Origin of the sequence: Sinorhizobium sp. 22678 (genome assembly GCF_052044265.1) — a bacterium.
Classification (GTDB): Bacteria; Pseudomonadota; Alphaproteobacteria; order Rhizobiales; family Rhizobiaceae; genus Sinorhizobium; species Sinorhizobium meliloti_A.
In genome coordinates this window covers 15139-37397 of the sequence record NZ_JBQEMS010000028.1, presented here as the reverse complement: position 1 = coordinate 37397, position 22259 = coordinate 15139, and the positions used below count along the sequence as shown (strand labels likewise).

The following is a 22259-nucleotide window of genomic DNA, read 5'->3' as shown; positions in this document are numbered from 1 at the left end:
GGCACAATCCAATTACTACTGCTCATTGATCGAAATGACGGGAACTCATTCGCCGAGACGATCGTTAGTTGCAAGTCGAGCCGGGTTCGGAAACCCGTGGCGTGAGCCAGCGAGCGGGGATAGCGTAATGAATGCCTCAGGCGTCGCACTTATTGCCGATGACGATGAATTCTTCAGGATTGCGCTTGGCTTCATTTTGAAGAGCAAATTGCGCTTTACCGAGATTATCGAGACCGGGTCACTCGACGAGGCGATCGAGAGGCTTTCCGAGCGCGAAGACGTCTCGCTGGCATTGTTCGATCTGGCGATGCCGGGCATGCAAAGCGTCGCCAGCCTTGCTGCCGTGCGCGACGTCCACCCGGATTTGAAAGTCGCGGTCGTTTCGGCATCGTCGCGCCGATCGGATATCCTCTCCGCCCTGACTGCAGGCATAAACGGTTATGTCCCCAAGGGCCTTGGCGCCACCGACCTCGCCGAAGCAGTTCGCGCCATTCTCAACGGAGCGGTCTATGTCCCTCCCTCCATTGCAGGCCGCGCCTCCCCTTCCGAAGCAGAGACGCCAGCGCCTGGCGCGGGAGACCAGAACGAACGCCGCCGTACAATCGAATTCCTTACGCCGAGGCAGCGCGAAGTCTTGCAGCTCCTTGTACAGGGGTTCTCGAACAAGGAAATCGCCCGCAAGCTGAAACTCGGCGAAGGCACCGTGAAGATCCACATGGCAGCATTATTCCGAAGCCTGCGGGTCAGGAACCGCCAGGAGGCGGCCGCGGCCGGGGCGCGCCTTTTGCCGATGACCGAAAACCGACAATAGTCCGCTTGGATAGGCCGCCCTCTAGGTCATCCGGACGAATAGCGCAAATACACGCCAGGACGTAGTGACGACAGCAGTCAATGTATGTGGAACGATAATGCGCCAGCCGGTTTTGACAGAGAGTTTCATCCCGACGCCGCTTCGCGCCTGTCCGGCACACGGGCAACGAGGTGTCCAGTGAACAGGCGCCGCCCCTCGTTGGAGCTCGCTGAACAGGTTGCAGGCAAGATCGGCCTGAGCTTCTCGGCATCCCGGAAAGAAGCCGTCGCCACGGCGATAGAGCGGGTGATGGTGCGGCGCCGCATTGGCGAGGGCCGCTCGCTTCTCGACCGGCTGGGATTGGACGAGTATTTGACAGATGACGTGATCTCTGCGGTTACGGTCGCCGAGACGCATTTCTTCCGGGGACCCGAGCAATTCGAACTGATACGGCAGACAATTCTCCCGGAACTGCTGCGACGGCGGTCCGGGGGGCCTCCTCTGCGGTTCTGGAGCCTCGGCTGCGCGACGGGTGAGGAACCCTATTCCCTTGCCGTTCTCTGCGAAGAGGAGGGCCTCCTGAACGATGTCCGGATCGATGCAGCCGACATTTCGAGGAGGGTACTCGCCGCGGCCAAGGCTGCCGAATACGGCGAGTGGGCCTTGAGGAATACGGACCCGAGGCTGAGGCAACGTTACTTCACTTCGTGCGAGGGGCGTTTTCGACTGAACGAGCGATTGCGCCGGCAGGTTGACTTCGCTCATCTGAACCTCGGCACCGACGCGCTTCCGGCTCCGGAAAAGCGATTGGCTGACTTCGACTTGATCCTTTGCCGCAACGTGCTCGTCTATCTCGAGGCGAGCGCGGTGCGCCGCATCGCCCGTCAGCTTCTGGCCTGCCTTTCCGATGGCGGCTGGCTGCTGACGGCCCCGACCGACCCGCCCCTGTGGAAATACGCCCCCTTCGAGACGTCGATCACGCCCGCGGGCATTGTCTACCGCCGCATCATGGCTCCGGACGCACGTAAGAGCCCGACCGCGTGCCTCGCTCCCGTTCGGCGCCAGACCGGCAACCCGGCCGCGTGCGTTCCGCCCGCCCGGGCTCGCGCCGCGGCCTCGCGAAAAACGACCGGCGACGATACGGCCAAGGCCATCGCGCGGCAAATCCGATCGCGTTTCGACCTGGGTGAGCCCCTTGAGGCAGCGCGCCTTGCCGCGCGAGCGATCGAGAGGCATCCGCTATCCGCGGAACTGCACTTCCTCGAAGGTGTCTCCCGGATGGCCAGCGGCGAGACCGACGCGGCGACGGCGGCACTCCGGCGGGTGGCCTATCTCGACGGCAAACTGGCGGCTGCACAGTTCTTCCTCGGTGTCTGCCTCAAGGACAGCGATCCGCAGGCGGCCCTGCGCGCCCTCGAAAATGCGCTCTCGTCCTGCCTCTCTCGTTCGCCGCGCGAACACGTTGCGTTGATGCCCGAGGCGACGGCCGGACATCTGGCGCAGCGCGCACGGCGAGAGATCGCCACGATACGCCAACATCTCGGGAGCGAAGCCGGATGAAGACACCTTCCCGCCCCCCCGCCCGTCCGCTCGACTGGACCGCCGTCAGAAGCCGTATGGCAGCCGCGATAGAACAGACGGAGGCGCTTCTGGAAGCGGTACAACAGGATTCGGAAGCGCAATACGTGCAACGATCACCCCGCGTGGCCGTTGACGTATCCGCCGGGCAAAGCGAAGAACAGGCCGTCGATCTCGTGATCTTCGTGCTGGGGGATCGGCAGTTTGCCCTGGAGATCCGCTTCGTTTGCGAAATCGTTTCGAGGGCACGCGTCACCCCGCTCCCCGGAATGCCCCCGCATGCCTGTGGCGTTTACGACCTGCGCGGTCAGCTGCTTCCCGTATTCGATCTGCGCGGACCGCTGGATCTCCCGCAACTGGCCGGCATCGCCAATGACTGGGCGATCGTGTGCGGGCGGGAACGGCCCGAATTCCTGATCCTTTCCGAAGCCGCCCCAGAAATATCGACGCTCCCGCTGGAGGAAATTCGCGCAGCGGAGCCGGCTGCGGGCATAGCTTGGCATTGGGCGACGACGAAAGCCGGGGCGGTCATTCTCGACGGCCGACTGCTTTTGGAGGATCGCCGCTTCTTTCTTGATGATGGGCAGATCACCGCCAGCGACGAGACGGAAAGGACCGAGTTTCATGAGTCCCCGACCAGCAAATAGCCTCTATGGCGCATTGGGGTTGGCAATGCTCCTATTCTTAGCAGCATCGGCGCTGCTCGTCGGGTCCAGTTTCATTGCTCTGGAACGCGTCCAGGCGGATCTTGCGGCGACGTCCTCGCTCGGCAAGGAACGGCTGGCCTACCAGATGATCTACACGGCCAGTCACCTGGAACGAGCCGAGGGTCCGGCTCGGGCCGCTGTTGCCGACGAACTGCGCCGCTTGATGGATCGCAATGAGCGGCTTCTTGCAAGTCTGGCGAATAGCGAAGAAGGGATCGGACTGGCGGCAGCGAACGAACCTGCTGCCCTCACGCAGCTCGAACAAGCCCGCCAACTGTGGCGGGATGAAATCAGGCCCGCTCTGGAAAGCGCCATGGCCAGCGCACCGCTCAGCCGCGGCGCGCTGGACGAGCTGGATCCGGAGATCAGAGCGTTTGCGGCGCGTCTGGACGGATTGATCAGCCGCATCGAACAGGCCGGAGCCACCCGGCTTCAGCGCTCCCAATTGCTGCAGTTCGGTTTTTCGGCTCTCGCCCTGCTGGTGCTCCTTCAGGTGCTGAGGGTCGGGCGCCGTCTGGCCCGCCGCACGCGCGCGCTCGCGGTGCTGGCGGAAAAGGTCAGCGCCGGTGACCTGGCGCAGAAGGCGTCGGTCGACGGCAGCGACGAGCTCGCAGTTCTCGGCGCCTCCTTCAATGCGATGACAGAGAGGCTTGCCGGTATGATCGACAACGAGCGGGGCAGCAGGGAGAGGCTCGAGAAGTTGCTCGCCACGATTTCGGAAACGGCGCAACACCTCTCATCGTCAGCTGCCGAGATTCTCGCCGGCACCACGCAACAGGTCGAAGGCATGCGCGAGCAGTCCTCGGCCGTTGCCCAGACGGTCACGAGCGTCGATGAGGTATTGCAGACTTCAGAACAGGCGGCGCAGCGCGCGCAGCAGGTTGCCGCCTCCTACGACAACGCCGTCAAGATCAGCAATGAGGGCCGCAGAGCGCTGGACGACACGGTGCAGGTGATGAATGCCGTCAGCGCGCGGACGGAAACGATCGCTGCAGATATTCTCTCGCTTGCGGAAAACAGCCTCGAGATCGGCGAAATCGTGTCGGTCGTTGCCGAGATCGCGGACCAGACGAACCTCCTGGCATTGAATGCTGCGATCGAGGCATCGCGCGCCGGTGAACACGGCAGGGGCTTCAATGTCGTCGCCAGCGAGATCCGGACGCTTGCCGACCAGTCGAAGGCTGCGACCACCAGGGTCCGCCGCATTCTCATGGAAATCCAGAAATCGACAAACTCCGCGGTCATCGGCGCCGAGGATGGATCCAAGAGCGTCAGCCGTGCGCTCGAGACGGTCAGCGAAGCGGGCGAGACCATCCGGCAATTGGAGGCGATCGTAGACGATTCCGCGCGATCGGTCGCTCAGATCGCCGCGTCGGCGGGTCAGCAGCGCGCCGGCATGAAGCAGATTCACGAAGCGATGCATTACATCGAACAGACCAGCAGCCAGAACCTCTCGGCGATACGGCAGGCCGAGGAGGCCGCGAAGGACTTGAACGAACTCGGCTCAAGGCTGAAGGAAATGCTCACCGACCACGGCAGCGAACATGATAACACCTGAAGAACTCGACCCCGGCTTATTGACCATGTTCACTCAGGAGGTGCGGGAACGTGCGTCGGAGATGGAGAACGCCGTGCTGGCAATTGAGGCGTCCGGCGATGCGGATCGGAAACGGCATCTGCAGGAACAGCTTCTAAGGGTGGCGCATAGCCTCAAGGGTGCCGCCGGCCTGCTTCAGGTGCGCGGCGTGGAAACGATTTGTCACTGGATGGAGGAAATTCTCTCGATCGCTGCGAATGAACGGCTTGTGCTCGAAAGATCGAGGCTGGACCTGCTGCTGTCGGCTGCGGACGCGATCAGGGACGCGGCCAATCTGCTTGAGGGCGGCGAGATCCCCTCTCCCGTGCATGGCGAGGACGTGGTCGAAAAGCTGAAGTCCATCGCAAGCGCGGGTTCCGATGACGGCATGAAAGAAGCGCACCACCATCCGCCCTTGCCTGAGCCGGAGATCGCCATTCGCACCACCGACACCGACGGTTCCATGCGCGTCTCCGCCGCGCGCCTCGATGCACTCCTTTACAGGAGCGGTGAGATGCTCACCTTCAATGGCGTCATGCGGCGTCATGCCGAGCAGGCCTCTTCGCTGCGCGAGGAAGCAAGGAAAATGCGCGCACCGGGCTCTGAACCCGCCGGACAGGTGGCGCGTGTCGAAAGCGGCCTGCGTCAGCTCGCGGCATTCCTTCGCCAGGATGTTCGCCTGATGCAAAGTGCGGTGACCGCGCTCGACGAAGAGATCAGGCTAGCGCGCACACAGCCTTTTGCGGAGGCATGCAAGGGCCTTGGCCGAATCGTCCGGGACGTGGCGGCGGCATCGGGGAAACGGGCAGAACTGGAGATCAGGGGCGGAGAGATCGAAGTCGATCGCTCCGTCATTTCAGCGCTGCAGGATTCGCTGCGCCACCTCGTCCGCAACGCGGTTGCGCATGGAATCCAGACGCCGGAGGAGCGTCGGGCGGCAGGGCGGCCGGAAACGGGCAGCATCCTGGTTTCGGCCGCCATGCGCGGAAACAGGATGGAGGTTCGTGTCGAAGATGACGGCCGCGGCCTGAATTTGGCTTTGCTGAGTACGGCGACAGGCGAAAGCCCTCGAAGCAATCAACCCGAAGCGGATCTCCTGCGGCGTGTCTTCGAGCCGGGCGTCTCCACCTCGGCGACCGTCACCAGCCTCTCAGGGCGCGGCATAGGTCTCGACATCGTGAAAAGCAATGTGGAAAAGCTACGCGGCGCGGTCGACGTTTCGCAGGTACCGACCGGCGGTGCTGCCTTTACCCTCACCCTGCCTCTGACCCTTGCAACGGTTCGTGTTCTGGAAGTCCTTGCAGGAGGACATGTGTTCACGATCGACACCACGTCCGTCCAGCGCGTCATCCGGATCGCCCGGGGGGACTTCACGCTGGTAGAGGACAGGGATTTCGTCCGTACCCCCGCCGGTCCGATGCCCTTCGTCGATCTTTCGCTTTGGCTCCGCCTCCAGCCGAACCGGAGCGACGCGACCGAAACCATCCCGGCAGTGGTTGTCGACTCGCCGGGCGGGCCCATGGCAGTGCTCGTCGACGAAATCACCGGGGAACAGGAACTGCTCACACGATCGCTCGGTCCGCGCCTGGCAAATGTCCGGCGTTACAGCGGTGGAATGGTGCTCCCCGACGGGCGCATCGCCCTCCTCCTGAACGTCGCAGCCCTCGCCGAAGCTGCAGCCGAGGTGCGGCCTCGCAAGAGCGTCGTCGGGCGCCGGCCCGTTGCGGCCGCTCGTCGGAAGGTCCTTGTCGTCGACGATTCGAAATATGTTCGAACGTTGGTGAAGCTCATACTGGAGGGCGCAGGATACGATGTGACGATGGCGACCGACGGCACGGAAGCGTTGAAGCAGCTTCGCGACCATGGAGCCGACGTGGTCGTAGCCGACGTCGATATGCCGTCCATGAATGGCTTCGAGCTGACCCGGGCCATTCGCCAGTCTGACCGTCTTACCGGCACGCCCGTCGTACTCGTCACCGGGCGGGAGTCCCTTGAAGACAAGTTGAAGGGACTGCGCGCCGGCGCAAACGCTTACCTGAGGAAGGATCAGTTCGATGCGCACGACTTCCTGGAAACAATGCGGCAGGTCGTTTGAGGGAAGAGGATGGTACGCATTCTTCTCGCGACATCCACGCACGAGGTTGAAGATCTCGTAAAGAGGGCGATCGAGAGGGACGCCTCCGCGGAGCTCGTCCTGATCGCAAGAAACGGGAGAGACGCCGTTAGAATGACCGGCGAACTCCTGCCGGACATTGTCGCCCTGGAACTTAGCCCTTCGGGGGATGACAGCGCAGAAACCGTCAGGGAGATAATGATCGCGGCACCGACGCCGGTCGTTTTGCTCTCACATAAGGACGGCACGCAGCTCGGGACCATTTCGGCGCGGGCGCTCGAAGCGGGCGCTCTCGCGGTCATCCCGGCGCCGGCCGCCCACGGCATGCCGCTCGAACAGCCGGCGATCGAAAAGTTTCTCTCTACGATCAAGGCCATGTCGCAGGTAAAGGTCGTCCGGCAATGGCGCCAGAAAGCCCGCGGAGATCGCGCGGCCAAAGACCAACCGCCAGCGGCAGGGACACCGATCGGAATCGTGGCCATCGCGGCCTCGACCGGTGGGCCGGCGGCGATCCGTTCGATACTCAGAGACCTCTCAGCCGATTTCCCGGTGCCGATCCTCATCGTCCAGCACATGTCGACCGGCTTCATCGACGGCGTTGCCGCCTCTCTCGACGCGACCGTGCCGCTCCAGGTGAAGATCGCCAGGAATGGAGAGCTTCTCAAACCCGGCACCGTCTACCTCGCACCGGACAATTATCAGCTCGGGGTCTCGGGCAGATCGCGCCTACGCGTCTCGGACGATGCTCCGGTCAACGGCTTCAAGCCGTCCGGATCCTACCTCTTCGGTTCGATCGCGCGCGCCTTCAAGGGGGAGTCGCTCGCGGTGATCCTCACCGGAATGGGCGATGACGGGACGGAGGGCCTTCGGGCGCTGCGCATGGCGGGCGGCAAGGCGATCGCGCAGGACGAGAAGAGTTCGGTGGTCTTCGGCATGCCGAAGTCGGCGATCGGTGCCGGCCTCGTGGACCTGGTGCTGCCGCTGGAAAGCATAGCCGAGAACATCGCTGCCATCGCCCGGGGACGGAGCTAACCGGGAGGAGTAAACAAGGACATGAACGTTGTGGGGCCCACGCGTCGGACTTGACGCGCAGGCGCCACACCGCCCCCCTCTAGGTGTTCATTATCTGAATAACCGCCGGTGTAATGATCACCGCAAAGAGCACGGGCAGGAAGAACAGGATCATCGGCACGGTGAGCTTGGGCGGGAGAGCGGCCGCTCTTTTCTCGGCCTCGCTCATGCGCATGTCCCGGTTCTCCTGTGCCATCACGCGTAACGCCTGACCAAGCGGCGTGCCGTATTTTTCCGCCTGGATGAGGCTGGTGACGACGGCGCGCACGCCCTCCACTCCGGTTCTCTGCCCAAGGTTCTCGAACGCCTGCCGCCGGTCCTGCAGGTAGGAAAGCTCCGCCGTCGTCAGCAGGATCTCCTCCGCAGTTTCCGGCGATTGCGTGCCGACCTCCTCGCCAACCTTGCGGAAGGCGCTTTCGATTCCCATGCCGGCTTCGACGGTGATCAACAGCAGGTCCAGCGCCTCCGGCCAAGAACGCCGGATCGACTGCTGCCGCTTGGTGATCCTGTTCCTGATGAAGATCGCGGGAGCGAAATATCCGAACGCGCCCATGGCGGCGGCCATCGCCACCACCAGAAGCAGCGGCGCTTCCGGACGGACGACCAACAGGATGTAAAGCAGGCAGGCCGTGAAGATGGCAACCGGCGCGATCAGCCGGAAGGCAAGAAAGGCCGTCACCGCGGCATGGCCGCGATAGCCTGCCATGCTCAACTTGCGGACGATCTCGCCGTCCTCCGCCTGCTTGGCAAGGCGGAAGCGGTCGACGATCGCCTGAAAGAGCCGCTTCGGCTCCACACGCAAGGATACCTTGCTCTTCTCTTCCAGCCGGGCGCGTTCGCGCTGGCGGATACGTTCGCGTTCGCCCTCCACCTTCCGCATACGCTCCGACAGCGTGTCCCGGAAGACGTAAGGCCAGGAAACGACGACGACCGCTGAAAAGGCGGAGAAGCCGGCCATCATGGCCGCCAACTGTTCCGGGTCTGGGATATGGACGCCAAGGTTCATCTCAAGTTCTCAGAAGTCGAAGTTGATCATCTTGCGCATGACGAGGATGCCGATGCCCATCCACAGGCCGCAGCCAACGAGGACGACCTTGCCGACCGTCGTCGTGAACAGGAGCGTCATGTAGTCAGGGCTCGTGAAATATACGGCGCCGGCGACGAGGAACGGCAGAGCACCGATGATGCCGGCCGAGGACTTCGCCTCCGCACTCATCGCCTTGATCTTGCCCTTCATCTTCTTGCGCTCCCGCAGCACCTTGGAAAGATTTCCGAGCGCTTCCGAGAGGCTGCCGCCCGTGCGGCTCTGGATGGCGACGACGATGGCAAAAAAGTTGGCTTCGGCAAGCGGCATGCGTTCGCTCATGCGCTTCACGGCCTCGTCCACCGGTATGCCCAACGTCTGGTCCTGAACGATCGCGAGGAACTCGCCCTTGACCGGCTCCTGCGCTTCCGTGGCAATCACCCTCAGGCAATCCGGCATCGGCAGACCTGCCTTCAGTCCTCTGACGATGACGTCGACGGCGTTCGGAAACTCGGCGGCGAACCGGGCAAAGCGCGCATTGCGCTTGATGTTCACATAGAGGTGCGGAAGGAGCAGACCGCCGGCGATCGCGAAACCGACCGACACAAGCGCGCCGAGGCCCACAACCATCAGCATCGCGACCCAGGTGACCAGCGCGGCGCCGGCACAGACGAGAAAATAGGCCTTGCGGGACCAATGAAGGCCGGACTGACGGAGTCTGGCCGAGAGCGTCACTTTGCCTTTGCGCGCATTCGCCTGGCGCTTCTCCTCTATCTCGCGCAGCGTCTTTTCCACCGACCGGCGGCGGTCGCGGCCATCCGTCTCGGCTGGTTCGCTTCGCTTGTCTTCCGCCCGCGCCGAAATGCGCTCGAACCTCTGGCGATAGGCGCTTGCCTTGGAGACACGCGGATAGAACGCCGCCATCATCACACCGCCGATGCTGGTGGATGCCAGGAGGAAGACGAAGGCGGGAAACAGCAAAGAGGTTGCCATCTGTTTTGGCCCTTTGTCAGCGTTTAATTCAAGCGGCGGCCTTCATTTCCGCCGCGTCGAGGGCCGCGGCGAGCCGGGTCTCTTCGCCGTAGTAGCGAGCGCGATCCCAGAATGCCGGCCGCCCTATGCCGGTCGAACGGTGCCTGCCGATGATGTTTCCCTTCTCGTCTTCGCCGAGGATGTCGTAGACGAAGAGGTCCTGCGTCGTGATCACGTCGCCTTCCATGCCGAGCACTTCGGTGATGTGAGTGATCCGGCGCGAACCATCGCGAAGGCGCGCCGCCTGTACGATCACGTCGACCGACGAGACGAGCATCTCCCGGATCGTCTTGGCCGGCAGGGAGCTCCCGCCCATGGTGATCATCGCCTCGACGCGCGCCATCGCCTCGCGCGGGGAGTTGGCGTGGAGCGTTCCCATCGAACCGTCGTGGCCGGTGTTCATCGCCTGCAGCAGGTCGAAGGCCTCGGGCCCGCGCACCTCGCCGACAATGATCCGCTCGGGCCTCATGCGCAGGCAATTCTTCACGAGGTTGCGCATGGTGATCTCGCCCTGCCCCTCGATGTTCGGCGGCCGCGTTTCGAGGCGCACGACATGCGGTTGCTGCAGTTGAAGCTCTGCCGCATCCTCGCAGGTGATGACGCGCTCGCCGTGCTCTATATAACCGGTCAGGCAGTTCAGAAGCGTTGTCTTGCCGGAGCCGGTACCGCCGGAAATGAGGACGTTGCAGCGCACGCGTCCGATGATCTTGAGAACCTCGGCGCCCTCCGGCGAGATCGAGCCGAACCGGACCAGCTGGTCAAGGGTCAGCTTTTCCTTCTTGAACTTGCGGATCGTCAGCGTGGGGCCGTCGATTGCCAGGGGAGGTGCGATCACGTTGACACGCGAACCGTCGCCTAGACGCGCGTCGCAGATCGGGCTCGATTCGTCGACGCGCCGGCCAACCTGGCTGACGATGCGCTGGCAGATATTGAGTAGCTGCTCGTTGTCGCGAAAACGGATCCCCGTCTCCTGCACGCGGCCATTCACCTCGATGAAAACCTGGTTTGCGCCATTGACCATGATGTCGGCGATGTCGTCGCGTGCGAGCAGGGGCTCGAGCGGCCCGTAACCCAGGATGTCGTTGCAGATGTCGCTGAGAAGGTTGTTCTGCTCCGCCATCGAAATGCCGGCCTTCTTGGCCGCGACGATGTCGTTGACGATCGCTCCGATTTCCTTGCGCGCCTGCTCCCCATCCATGCCGGAGAGTGCTGCGACGTCGATTGTCGCGATGAGGGCGCTGAAGATTTCCTTTTTCAGTGCGTAATACTGCTCGGCTTTTTCGGGTTTCGCGGCTGCCGTAACCTGAGCCGGCTTCAGAATCGGGACGGGGGCAGGCGCGGCAGCCTGCGGGACGGTGTCGACCACGGGTTGGACCGCTGCTTCTGCTATCCGCTCTTCCGAGATGGATTTCCTGCCGAACATCGTTGTCGCTCCGCTCCCGAGATTGACATGTGTGAGATCTTTGAATGCGAAAGCGGAAGGCTATGCCTCCCGCTCGCTTGACGACCGGCGTGTGATGCCTGGACCGTTAAAGCGCCGTAGCGATGGCGCCGAACTTGGTCACCAGGTCGGTGCCGATGGTCTGCACCGTGCCGATAATGACGACGGCGATCAGGCCGGCGATCAGGCCGTATTCGATTGCGGTGGCGCCGGATTCGTTGCGGGCAAAACGGGCAAGAAGATTTTTCATGGTTCGGTCCTTCATGGGTTGGAGAAAGTGCCGAAACCAGGTTCGGCGTCACAGGCCGGGCCGGGTTCTGCCTCGTGTCCCGCTTGCTGTGTGGCTCCTATATAGACTTTGTTAACCCTCCCGATCCATTCAGCCTGATGGCCGATCCGGCCGTACAGGTGGCTCGTCCGGTTGGTCTAGTCCGCTCGTCCGAAAACGGAAGATTGCTACAGTTCGAGGCTCCGATAGACCGAACCGCGGCCGGAAAAAGCGATCACCCGATCGGGATGCGCCGCGACAGGCTGAGGCTGACAGGGCTTTGGGCGAGACCGGGGATAACGAAGGTAAACGGATAGCGGATCGACAGCACGCGGAAGGCTATACCATCCACCGTCTCCTTGTTGACGGCGATAGTGAGCAGCGCCGGGTCGCCGCTGTGGAAACTCTCACGCACGGCACTGTCCAGCTTGGTCCTCGCTTCGCTGTCAGTCGCGTCGCGTGCGATCTGCCCGATCAGCACCCGCCGGGCTGCAATATCGACTGCATGCGACAGCTCGTTGCGCATGTAAAAGGCGCGGCCGAACTCTAAGATGCCGAAGACGAGCAGCAGCAAAGGCAGGCAGACGAGCGCGAATTCCACCGCCGTAGCGCCTGACTGACTGCGCAACAGGCGGCGAAGGATGGCGGGCGGAGCCCTCATTGGACTTGCACCTGCATGGAGGACCCGAGCTCGAATACGGGAAGTACCGCCGGCAGGGACATCGGCCGATAGGACTTTGCAGCCGCGAGCCGATAATACACGAATTGCGGTTTCGCGTTCGCGCAGGTCACCGTTCCGCATTGCGGCGCGGCCTCAGGGGCGACATCGGCATTTTCTGGGCAGGCGCAGTAGCGCTTCACCGCCGGCACCGCGGCGCTCGCCAGAGCCGGGCTTTGCGCCAGGGTCGAAACGAGCACCTTCTCCACCTGTTCCGCGCCGGGATCGGCCATGGCGGCCTGCGCACCGGCGCGCAGGACATGGTCGATCGTCATCCGCTCGTTGATCGCAAGACCGAGATCGGCCGTCGCTACGAGACCGAGAGCGAGGACCGGCGCAATCAGCGCGAATTCGACTGCCGAAGCACCGGCCTCGGAGGTCTTCAATTCGCCGGCCTTCTTGCTCAGCAAGGATGATGCCTTCGGTTTGCCGCGCTTGAACACTTTCTGCAGCAACGCCTTTAGCCCTTTTTTGCGGATTCGTCGCTCACGCGTCCCGCCGACCCGCCAGGCAAGCGCAACGATGGCCTTCCCGGCCTTGGAATCGGGCGCCGACTCGATGATCAGCCGGCCATTATTGGCCGCAGCGCCGAAGAGAGACGGGTCGAATGACAGCGAGACGCTTTCGTCAAGGCCTACGGCCGCCAGAAAATCTTTCTGTTTGATTTCCTGCAGCTTCGGGGTGCCGACCTTGTTGAGCACCAGACGGGGCGGCGGATCGTTGGGTCGCGCCTTCTTCAGAAAATCGATCAGGTTCTTGGCATTGCGCATGCAGGCAAGATCGGGCGTCGCGGTCACGACGATTTCGTCGGCCTCGAGCAGAACCTTCCTCGTCCACTGCGTGAGGATATGCGGCAGGTCGACGACGACATGCCAGGAGCTCGAGCGAGCGACGTCGAGGAGATGGTCGACATCCTCCTCCCGCAGATGGATGAACTTGTCGAGATCCGTGGTCGCCGGAAGCAGGTGAAGGCGATCCGTATAGCTCACCGCCAGCCGCCGCAGCAGCACGTCGTCCAGCCGATCGGGGCTCTGGAGCACATCCACCATGCCCTGCTTTGCTTCGATATCGAAGTTCAGGCCGAGCGTCCCGGACTGAAGATCGAAATCTGCCAGAAGAACATCGGCATCCACCCGCTTGGACATTGCGTAGGCTACATTGTGTGCGAGTGTCGAGGAGCCGGTTCCGCCCTTCACGCCGACGAATGCAACGATGCGGCCCAGCTTCTCCTCGGTGGAATCGCGAAAGCAGCGGTGTACCGCCGCAACGAAATCCATCGGCTCGAGCGGCATGACGAGGTAGTCGCTGACGCCCGCGTCCAGAAGCTTCTTGTAGAGTCCCACATCGTTGGAGCGGCCGATGACGATGACCTTGGTGCCGGTGACGCACTCCATTGCCAGCGTTTCCAGGGCCTGCATCAGGCAGGCTTCGCTTTCCTCGCTCTCCACCACGACCAGATTCGGCGATGTGACGCCGCCATAGAGCGCCGCCGCCTCTTTGATCCCGCCGGCCTTCACGGTCACGCTGGCACGCGCCATTCGCCGATCGATCGCCGCCGTTGCGACGGCATCTCTTACCGATTCCGACTGGCAGAAGATTGCGATGTCCACCTTCGGAATGGGCAGCAGCGGGGGAGCCGTGGCTGGCAGCGGCGATTCTTTGATTTCGTCAGGCTGTTTCATCGTCAAGGGTTCCGTAAATGGATCAGCTGCCGTCGGAACGGGAGGGAACCTCCACCATCGACATGCGTCCGCCGTTGAAGAAGCGCACCACGCCGCGTCTGGTTCCCTCGGACTCGACGACAGAGGCCTCGTGGTTGTCGGTGATCGCACGAAGTGCGAGCGAGACGGTGCCGGAAGCCTCGGCGGCCGCGACGGCTGCGATCTGTTCCGGATCCACTTCCAGCGTCGCGGTCTTGCCGATGACCGAGGTTCCATCGGCTGCCTGCGAGACGGTCTGATCGACTGCAAGGACGCGAATATTGGACAGGATCGCGCGGCTGACGACCTTGCCGGCGTCGCCGGAGGCGTCCGGGCGGGCGGCGGTGTGAACCACGTCGACGTGATCGTTCGGCAGGATAAATCCGCCGGCCGTGCTTTCGGCCGTGACGCGAACCGCGATCGCCCGCTTTCCCGAAGGCAGCAGACTCGACAGGTAACCCGTGCCACGCTGCGCCAGCTTGTCTTCGCGAATGGGCTCACCGGCAACGAAGTCGCTCAGGGCCAGAGAACCTTTTAGCGCTGTCGTCGCGTCCGGGCGGGAGCTGCGGCTTATGAAGACAGGAGGGATTTCGCCCTCCCACGGCTGCCAGCGCAGGTGACTCTCGTCGATCGCCGCACCGCGCTTGAACTCTGCGGCGGCCACGAGCACCTCCTGCGAAGGCGCTTCCCGAACCTCAGCAACCTTGACCGCGGGCTCTTCGCCGACGCCGAGCGCCAGCCAGGAGGCGGCTCCACCGGATGCCAGTGCGAGCAGGAGAATGACGATACGGATCATGGATTAAACCTCGTCTTGCGCAAGCGGACCGTGGCGCGATCGATCAAAGAAGGGCGGAGCACCAGTGGCTTTCCGGCAGCAGCAAAAGGGCAGCCGGCGCCATTGCCGCGCCATAGGGAATGCCCGTCTCGCGGTCGAGAAGACGCTTCGCCCAGGCATTTTTCTTCAGGACGAGCGGCAGAGGCACCCGTCGAAGCTGAAGAAGCCCAACCGTCAGGGCCGCGCCGATCACCGACGTGTAGAGGATGAAGGGGAGCGCAAGGTCGGCGCCGAGCCAGAGCACGGCGACAGGCAGGAGTTTCGCGTCACCGCCGCCGATCCAGCCGGCAGCAAAGAGGACGAAAGTGCAAGCGAGCACGGCGGAGGCAACGAGAACGCTTGACGTAACCGTCGCGAGGTCCAGGCCTGCAGCGGGCGCAAGAAGGGCGAAGGCGATCACCAGGGAGACCACCAGGCGGTTGGATATGGTCATCGTCACCACATCCCTGATGCCGGCGTAAGTCATCGCTCCGGCAAAGACAAAAAAAGCGAGCCAGGCTGCGGATGTCGAGATCATCTTCGATGCCTCATGCACAAGGGCCGACGGGCCGGTTGGAATGTCCGGAATGTGCCTATTAAGCCAAGGAATATCCATTCGACCTGATGGACTAGGAACGCCAGGCAAGGGCTGCGATCCGGACTAGGCCGACTGGCCGAATCGCCGGCAGGCGGCGGGCGGGATATATCGTCCCACCGGAAAGCCCTGATGCATTTCTTCAAGGATATGCGGTTTCGAGTAGCGGCACGCAAAGGCTTCGGCTTCGGGAAACGTGGATGAGCAAGAAAATTGACGCGATCGATGAAGCGAGCCGTTCGCCTCGACGGCCAGGGGTCGCGCGGCGATTTCTGAAGGCGGAGGGCGGCGCCGTTGCGGTCATCGCTGCGGTGGCTTTTCCGGTCCTCGTCGGGGCGATGGGATTGGGGGCCGAAACGGGCTATTGGTATCTGGAAAAGCGCAAGCTGCAGCACGCTGCGGACGTATCGGCCTATGCCGCAGCCGTGCGCCATCGCGCAGGTGATCAACAATCCGCACTCGAGGCCGCCGCGCGAAGGGTCGCAGGCGGCTCGGGTTTTTCGCCGGGCGGCCTCACCGTGTCCACGGCCGCGGGCTCTGCCGGTGGATCGAACAACGTGACGGTCGAGTTGACCGAGACGCATCCCCGCTTGTTTTCTTCCGTGTTCGGTGCGGGAACCATTACGATGAAGGCACGTGCAGTCGCTCAGGTTACGGGCGGCTCGAAAGCCTGCGTGCTTGCCCTGTCGAACTCCGCATCGGGCGCGGTAACCGTAACCGGCTCGACGGATGTTCGATTGTCCGGCTGCAGCGTGGTCTCTAATTCAACTGCGGCCGACGCCTTTCTGATGAAGAACGGCAGCGCGCTCATGTCGACCGATTGCGTGTATACGGTCGGCGAAGCCGTAACCACGACAGGCCTCACGCTCACCGGCTGCAGCAAACCCGTCCAGCAGGTTCCACCGACGCCGGATCCCTTTGCATCCGTCGTCGAGCCGGACAAACTGCACATTCAGCAGCTTCCCTGCCGAGATCTGACCTATGTCTCGAACTCCACCTATGTCTTCGACCGGCTTGCAAGCGGGGTCGAGGCAATCCGTTTCTGCGGGGGAGTCGACATCAAGGGAACGATCACGCTGAAGCCTGGCCTCTATATCATAGACGGCGGCGAACTGACGATAACGGCCGGGGCAATACTCACCGGCGACGGCGTCACCTTTTTCTTCGTCAATTCGGCGGCCGCCAATCTGCTCGGCAACGGTGACATCGATCTGTCCGCTCCGACCACCGGACCTTTTGCCGGCCTGCTGTTTTTCTCAAGCCGCAAAAGTGTCGGCGTAGTCCATCAGATAACAGGCAATTCCGAGTCGACGCTGGTTGGAAACCTCTACGCGCCGACGGGCCAAATCGACTTCACCGGAAACTCGAGCGTTTCGGGAGGATGTACGCAGATCATTGCCGATCAGGTAACCTTCACGGGAAATTCGACGATGGAGACCTGCGCCTCGCCGACGAAGGAGATCCTGGTCGGTCGAACGGTATCGCTCATCGAGTGAACGAGCGGCCACTTCTTTGTAGCCGGCTGGAACGCAAGGGGACGTCCAGCCGTTGACTCCCACTGTCATCAAAGCAGGAGTTTTCCCATGTACAGGCGCTCAACAGGGGCCGTCTTGGTGCTGGCAATGTCAGCTCTGGTCAGGCCCGCCGCAGCGGACGAGTCAAAAACGGCGATCGTTCCCGTTCAGCAGCGAAGCATGGGAGCCGAAGGGGTGGAGCGGCTTGTCGTTGACTTTGCCAAGACCGTTGCGCTTCCTCGGCCTGCAAGCACAGTCATCATCGGCAATACAGGAATAGCGCAGGCAAGCCTCAGCGACGACAGAACCGTGATCCTCACCGGCAAGACACCCGGCTCCACGAACCTGATCGTGATCGACGGCGACGGTGCCGAAGTGGCCAACCTCATTCTGGATGTCGTCGCGGGAAGCGGTCGTCTGGTGACGGTTCACCAGGGCGTGCGCCGGGCAACCTTTACATGCGGAAGGCGCTGCGACCCGGTCTTGCTCGTCGGAGACGACGCCGACCACTTCAACGCCACGGCCTCGCAAATTGCCGCGCGCAACGGCTTTTCCGCCCCTTCCCCGGACAATCAGCAGTGACGGCATCCTGGAGCGCCTGTCCGCCGATCAGGCCTAATCTATGCTCGCGGTGGCCGCTGAATCTCCACCGGCGTCTTGACGATGATTTCCCGATGGGGAAAGGGGATGGATATCCCCGCCTCTTTGAAGGCATCCCATAGTGCCATCAGAACTTGGCCGCGCACATTCGTCAGGCCGTTGGCCGGATCCGAGATCCAGAAGCGGAGGCGGAAATCCAGCGAGGAGGCACCAAAGGCGGTCATCCAGCAGACCGGCGCCTTGTAGGCATTGACGACGCGGGGAACGCTCGATGCCGTGCCGATGGCGATCCGTACCACCTCATGCGGATCGCTGTCGTAGGACGTGCCGAAATCGACATCGATCCGGACGTAGTCGCTGGAAAACGACCAGTTCACCACCTGCTGCGAGATGAAGTCCTCATTGGGGATGAGGTATTCCTTCCCGTCGCGGGTAATCACCGACACGAAACGCGCACGGAGGTCGCGGATGGACCCGAACGTGTCTCCAAGCGTGATGGTGTCGCCGGGCTTGATCGACTTGTCGAGCAGGATGATGATCCCGGAAATGAAATTGGACACGACCTTCTGCAGTCCGAAGCCGACGCCGACACCGACAGCACCCGAAAACACCGTTAACGCCGTGAGATCGATACCCGTCGCGGACAAGGCGACTGCACCGGCGATCATGATCAGAACGATCTTGATGACCTTGCTGATCAGCACTTTAAACGATGGCGAAAGGTCGCCGGAACGCTGAACCCAATGGGCAAGCACATTGCCGACGAGCACTGCGACCCAGATAAGGGCGACTGTCAGAACAACCGCCTTCAGAATGATCAGCAGTGAAAGACGCATCACGCCCAGATTGACGGCGGCAGCATCGAGCGCCGCCAGGACAGGGCCGTCAAGGCCGGTGGCATATACGGCGAGGTATCCCCAGCTTACGATCGCCACCAGGCGCGACAAGGTCGGGTTGCGGATGATCTTGGTCAGGACGGAAATTATGAACCAGGCGGCCGCGAGGGATAGCGCCGTAGAGACCAGCCATCGCTGCGACGGCCAGGTACCCTGTTTGAGAATGACGTTCGCAAGCCACAGCCACAGGGTCAGAAAAAGCCATTTCAGGCGGCGCATGAAGGCGATGATAACGCGCAGCAGGTCCGGATTGCCCTTGATGCGCCGAGCCCTCGTTTCCATCGCCGGCTCGGATCTGGATGCGACGAAGGAGGCGAAAACGTAACCGGCGGCGATAATCCCAAGCTGGTAGAATGTCCATTCGCTGAGGACGAATGTCCTGAACCAGATTTCAAGCGGTCGAACCATCAGCATGAAATCCACGGCGGCGCCCTTTGAACTAGATCTGCAAACCCCCTGTTCCCAAATGTTAGCAGTAAAACCGTTACACACTTTCCCGGAAGTGCTCTAGATGGAAACTCCCGCCTCGCGGAGTCCCTCCACCATCCGGTCCATCAGATGGGGATCTTGGTAGGGTAAAGATCGCCTCAGGTGATCGACGGAAAAGCTCGGATTGACCCCCAATACTTCCCGCCAATAGCCCCGCGCTTCTTCGTGCCGCCCGGTACGACCATAGAGGCAGGCAAGATAGAAGCGCGTCATGTCCGATCTGGGCGCGAGCATCAGCCGACGTTTGAAGGCGACCTCGGCCTCGTCAAAACGCCCGAGATTCAACAAGGCCCTCCCTTGGAAATGCAGTGACAGGTCGAATTGCGGATCCAACCGGTGGGCTCGTGTGTACAGCGTCAGGGCCTCTTCGTGCCGGCCCTGGAAATCCCGTATGGTGCCGAGTGCCGTATAGGCGTTGGCGGAATTGGGATCGAGTTCGATCGCTCGCTCTGCAGCGTGCTCCGCCTCGTCGAGACGCCGCATCCAGGAAAGGGCAAGCGCGAGTGTGTAATGACCTTGCGGCTCGGTATCGTCGGTATCGATGGCCTTTTGGGCCAGTTCGCGCGCCTGTGTGAGATTGTCGGGCGTCGCGCCGTTCCACTGATTGATGAAGTCGGTCAAGGCAATGATCGAAAGCGAAGCATGGGCAGCCGCCATCCCTGGATCGATCTCGAGGACGCGGTGCAGCATGCGGCGGGCCTCCATGGACGACAGGGCGCTGAACTGCGGGATCGCCTGACGGGAGCGGACGAGCAGGTCGTAGGCCTGCGGGTCGACCTTGCCGCGGCTCTCGCGCCGCTCCTCTTCGCCGGCTGTCAGTTTCACGCGTAGCGCGTTGACGATGGTGCGCGTCACCTCGTCCTGTACGGCGAAGATATCTTCAAGCCCGCGATCGTAGCGCTCGGCCCACAAATGGCCGCCGGTCGTCCCGTCGATCATCTGGGCGTTGATGCGGATGCGATCGGCTGCCCTGCGTACGCTGCCTTCCAAGACGTAGCGTACACCGAGTTCCCGGCTCACCTTGCGGATGTCCGGCGTCTTGCCTTTGTAGGCGAAAGAGGAATTCCGGGCGATTACGAAAAGGCCGGAAACCTTCGAGAGATCGGTGATGATGTCTTCGGTGATGCCATCGGCGAAATAACCTTGTTCCGGGTCGCCGGACATATTGTCGAATGGAAGGACGGCAATGGACGGCTTCGCCGGAAGCTGCGGGGGCGGTTCGGCAGCAATTTCATGGGGCTCGCTCGTGCGATCGTTAGGCGACCATGTCCAGATGTGCACCGGCCGCTCGATGTTCTTGACTTCATGATAACCGCTGTCGACGAAGTCGATGTCGGTGCGACCATGCACATATTCATGAATTCCATCAGAAATCGCCACGCCGCCGGGATCGGCAAGCGCTTCGATACGGGCAGCTACATTGACGCCGTCGCCGAAAAGATCGCTGTCCTCAACCATGATGTCGCCGAGGTTGACACCGACGCGCAGTACGATGGCCCGGTCTTCCGGCAGGTCTCTGTTGGCAGCCGCCATCGCCTGTTGAAGTGCTGCAGCGCATTCGACGGCGTTGACCGCACTGCCGAATTCGACGAGCACGCCGTCGCCAGTCCTCTTGAAGACACGGCCCTGGTGAATGCCGACGAGCGGCTCCAGCACCTCTTTCCACCGAGCCATAAGCAATGTGTGCGTGCTTTTTTCGTCCCGCTCCATGAGCCGGCTGTAACCGACCGCGTCAGCGGCCAGAATGGCTGCAAGCCGACGTCTGATGGGTTCCTTGGCCATAGGCAATGGCGCCTTCCTAGTGCCCGCGGATCAAAAATACTGCCGTCGATTCGGCGGTTCGCGCATTGATGCGCTCTCGCGTCAAACATGCAGAACCACTTCGCGAGGAGCAGAACTCAAACTTGCTCCAAAAGTGCCCGTGCGAGCTCTTCCCATTCTTTATCGACCGTCAAGGTCGACGGTGCGGTACCGCATCGGCGATACCAATATTCGGCGTTCGATTGATCACCTTCCTTGCGATGGAGATAGGCATGCACACGCATGCCCGCGCTATCCTCGTGCTCCTGCGCGCGTTCGTGCGCCTTGTCCCAATCGCCCTTTCCATCCCACCACAGCGCTTGCAGCGCATGGCTTAGACCGGCGGGCGGCTGTGGCTTGGCAAGCGAATCTCGGAAAACCTGCAAATCCAAATCGTCCATCCTCGTGAAACCGAACTCCGATAATACGCTCGCCCGGGCCCGAGCGGTAGCGTGCATCGGGCGATAGTCGGATTACGCCTACCTTGCCGGGAAGGATCGAAATCGGGCGGCGCATGCAATCCCGCTATCCCGCATCAAACCGCGCAAGCATCTTCTTGAGGAGCAAGTTCTGTGCATGAAGCTGTTCCGCCAGCAGCCTCCTGAGCCGCTCGTTGTCTGCGTCAAGGGCAGCGAGCTCATCGAGGGAGATCCACGCCGTTCGGCGCAGCGGCATTCCTCACAGCGCACCGATACATTCCTTTCCGCGCGCTTCAACTCCTCCACCTGCGAGGCGGCTCTATGCCTCACGCGCCAACTCGCTTACCTTTCGCGAAGTGACGGCGGGAAACGGCAGCGCAAAATTTTGCCGGCATTGATGCGAAACCGGGAGCGAATTCAGGTTTATGGCGAGCCGCGCGTTCCGGTCGTGATTAATCTAGCCCAAGCCTCTTGCGCAGTTCGGCATTTTCCGCTCGCAACTTTTCCGCCAGAAGCTTGCGGAGCCTCTGGTTTTCTTCTTCGAGCCGAACGAGATCCGCCAGCTCTTCGCCGGCGGGAAGAGGCTTCTCGGCCCTGTGTTCAACCGGCTTAACGGTCCGTTTCCACAGATAGTAGGTTTGCTCCGAAATGCCGGCACTCTTGATAGCGTTTTTGAGTGTACCATTGCCTTCGGCGACTTGCGTCTCTATCAGCTTGAGCTTCTCCTTTCTCTCTTGTTTGCTATACCTCCTCGGTTTAGCGGCCGGCGCCTCTGATACAGCTCGCCCCGATTCGGCAGCCGCCTTCCGGCGCCGTGGCGACCTCTTCTTCTTAGCCGCCGATGTCTTCTCGTCTTCCGCCGCTACGGCCGCAGCAATTGACCCGGTGTTATTCTCCTCAGCCATCAGCAATGCCCTCCTTAGTCACCACTTGTTTTCTGCTGGGTGCGCCACAGAGTCAACACAACCACCAAACACCCGCTTTACAGATAGTTGATGGACCCCCGTACTAGCGAGCCATGGTGCCTGCAGCGCAGTCGTACCCGTCGGCCACTGCACCGCGCACCAGTTGAGAATGTGGGCTGTTGCAATGCTCACCTCACCTCCATCTTGTT

General features: G+C 62.1%; 20 protein-coding genes. 8 read left to right on the top strand and 12 right to left on the bottom strand.

The window, feature by feature from the left end:
- The first annotated feature begins 127 nt into the window (after positions 1–127).
- From ACTJKL_RS27810 to ACTJKL_RS27785, 6 genes are all read left to right on the top strand, one after another.
- Positions 128–811, top strand: a complete 684-nt coding sequence (locus ACTJKL_RS27810; RefSeq protein ID WP_018096365.1) for a LuxR C-terminal-related transcriptional regulator — start codon at positions 128–130, stop codon at positions 809–811.
- 177 nt (positions 812–988) lie between these two features.
- A complete protein-coding gene (locus tag ACTJKL_RS27805) occupies positions 989–2350 on the top strand; it encodes a CheR family methyltransferase (RefSeq protein WP_338279739.1) in 1362 nt (453 codons plus the stop codon).
- Positions 2347–3015, top strand: a complete 669-nt coding sequence (locus ACTJKL_RS27800) for a chemotaxis protein CheW (protein ID WP_411927012.1) — start codon at positions 2347–2349, stop codon at positions 3013–3015. The genes ACTJKL_RS27805 and ACTJKL_RS27800 overlap by 4 nt, the downstream gene beginning before the upstream one ends.
- Positions 2993–4633 carry a methyl-accepting chemotaxis protein gene (locus ACTJKL_RS27795; RefSeq protein WP_411927011.1) on the top strand — a complete coding sequence of 547 codons (1641 nt, stop codon included), beginning with the start codon at positions 2993–2995 and terminating at the stop codon, positions 4631–4633. The genes ACTJKL_RS27800 and ACTJKL_RS27795 overlap by 23 nt, the downstream gene beginning before the upstream one ends.
- Positions 4620–6746 (top strand): hybrid sensor histidine kinase/response regulator, encoded by a 2127-nt coding sequence (locus tag ACTJKL_RS27790; RefSeq protein ID WP_440854331.1) that lies wholly within the window; start codon positions 4620–4622, stop codon positions 6744–6746. The genes ACTJKL_RS27795 and ACTJKL_RS27790 overlap by 14 nt, the downstream gene beginning before the upstream one ends.
- 9 nt (positions 6747–6755) lie before the next feature.
- Positions 6756–7796 carry a chemotaxis protein CheB gene (locus ACTJKL_RS27785; protein WP_411927009.1) on the top strand — a complete coding sequence of 347 codons (1041 nt, stop codon included), beginning with the start codon at positions 6756–6758 and terminating at the stop codon, positions 7794–7796.
- A 79-nt stretch (positions 7797–7875) separates the two neighbouring features.
- Here ACTJKL_RS27785 and ACTJKL_RS27780 read toward each other — a convergent pair whose 3' ends face one another.
- From ACTJKL_RS27780 to ACTJKL_RS27745, 8 genes are all read right to left on the bottom strand, one after another.
- Positions 7876–8841, bottom strand: a complete 966-nt coding sequence (locus ACTJKL_RS27780; protein ID WP_102763988.1) for a type II secretion system F family protein — start codon at positions 8839–8841, stop codon at positions 7876–7878.
- Between the two features lie 9 nt (positions 8842–8850).
- Entirely contained in the window at positions 8851–9852 is a 1002-nt protein-coding gene (locus ACTJKL_RS27775) for a type II secretion system F family protein (RefSeq protein ID WP_411927008.1), read from the bottom strand.
- Positions 9853–9880: 28 nt separating this feature from the next.
- Positions 9881–11314, bottom strand: a complete 1434-nt coding sequence (locus ACTJKL_RS27770; protein WP_411927007.1) for a TadA family conjugal transfer-associated ATPase — start codon at positions 11312–11314, stop codon at positions 9881–9883.
- Positions 11315–11420: 106 nt separating this feature from the next.
- Complete coding sequence (locus ACTJKL_RS27765) at positions 11421–11582, bottom strand: Flp family type IVb pilin (RefSeq protein ID WP_411921364.1); 162 nt, start codon at positions 11580–11582, stop codon at positions 11421–11423.
- Between the two features lie 253 nt (positions 11583–11835).
- Entirely contained in the window at positions 11836–12261 is a 426-nt protein-coding gene (locus tag ACTJKL_RS27760) for a TadE/TadG family type IV pilus assembly protein (RefSeq protein ID WP_411921363.1), read from the bottom strand.
- Positions 12258–14000, bottom strand: a complete 1743-nt coding sequence (locus ACTJKL_RS27755) for an AAA family ATPase (protein WP_440854330.1) — start codon at positions 13998–14000, stop codon at positions 12258–12260. Before ACTJKL_RS27755 ends, ACTJKL_RS27760 begins: the two co-directional genes overlap by 4 nt.
- A gap of 22 nt (positions 14001–14022) precedes the next feature.
- Positions 14023–14814 (bottom strand): Flp pilus assembly protein CpaB, encoded by a 792-nt coding sequence (cpaB, locus tag ACTJKL_RS27750; protein ID WP_338279762.1) that lies wholly within the window; start codon positions 14812–14814, stop codon positions 14023–14025.
- Positions 14815–14857: 43 nt separating this feature from the next.
- Positions 14858–15370 (bottom strand): A24 family peptidase, encoded by a 513-nt coding sequence (locus ACTJKL_RS27745; RefSeq protein WP_100673453.1) that lies wholly within the window; start codon positions 15368–15370, stop codon positions 14858–14860.
- Between the two features lie 257 nt (positions 15371–15627).
- On the opposite strand from ACTJKL_RS27745, the gene ACTJKL_RS27740 reads away from it, so the two are divergent.
- Both ACTJKL_RS27740 and ACTJKL_RS27735 read left to right on the top strand, forming a co-directional pair.
- Positions 15628–16923: a pilus assembly protein TadG-related protein gene (locus ACTJKL_RS27740; RefSeq protein ID WP_440854329.1), complete on the top strand. Its 1296-nt coding sequence runs from the start codon at positions 15628–15630 to the stop codon at positions 16921–16923.
- A gap of 87 nt (positions 16924–17010) precedes the next feature.
- Positions 17011–17523 (top strand): pilus assembly protein N-terminal domain-containing protein, encoded by a 513-nt coding sequence (locus ACTJKL_RS27735; RefSeq protein ID WP_100673455.1) that lies wholly within the window; start codon positions 17011–17013, stop codon positions 17521–17523.
- 38 nt (positions 17524–17561) lie between these two features.
- On the opposite strand, the gene ACTJKL_RS27730 is transcribed toward ACTJKL_RS27735, so the two are convergent.
- The 4 genes from ACTJKL_RS27730 to ACTJKL_RS27715 form a co-directional block, all read right to left on the bottom strand.
- Complete coding sequence (locus ACTJKL_RS27730; RefSeq protein WP_379937602.1) at positions 17562–18845, bottom strand: mechanosensitive ion channel family protein; 1284 nt, start codon at positions 18843–18845, stop codon at positions 17562–17564.
- Between the two features lie 99 nt (positions 18846–18944).
- Entirely contained in the window at positions 18945–20708 is a 1764-nt protein-coding gene (locus ACTJKL_RS27725; RefSeq protein ID WP_440854328.1) for a tetratricopeptide repeat protein, read from the bottom strand.
- Positions 20709–20824: 116 nt separating this feature from the next.
- Entirely contained in the window at positions 20825–21127 is a 303-nt protein-coding gene (locus ACTJKL_RS27720; RefSeq protein WP_018096383.1) for a hypothetical protein, read from the bottom strand.
- 470 nt (positions 21128–21597) lie between these two features.
- The gene (locus tag ACTJKL_RS27715) at positions 21598–22050 is read right to left on the bottom strand and encodes a transposase (RefSeq protein WP_100673459.1); all 453 of its coding nucleotides are present in this window, start codon (positions 22048–22050) and stop codon (positions 21598–21600) included.
- Between the last annotated feature and the right edge of the window lie 209 nt (positions 22051–22259).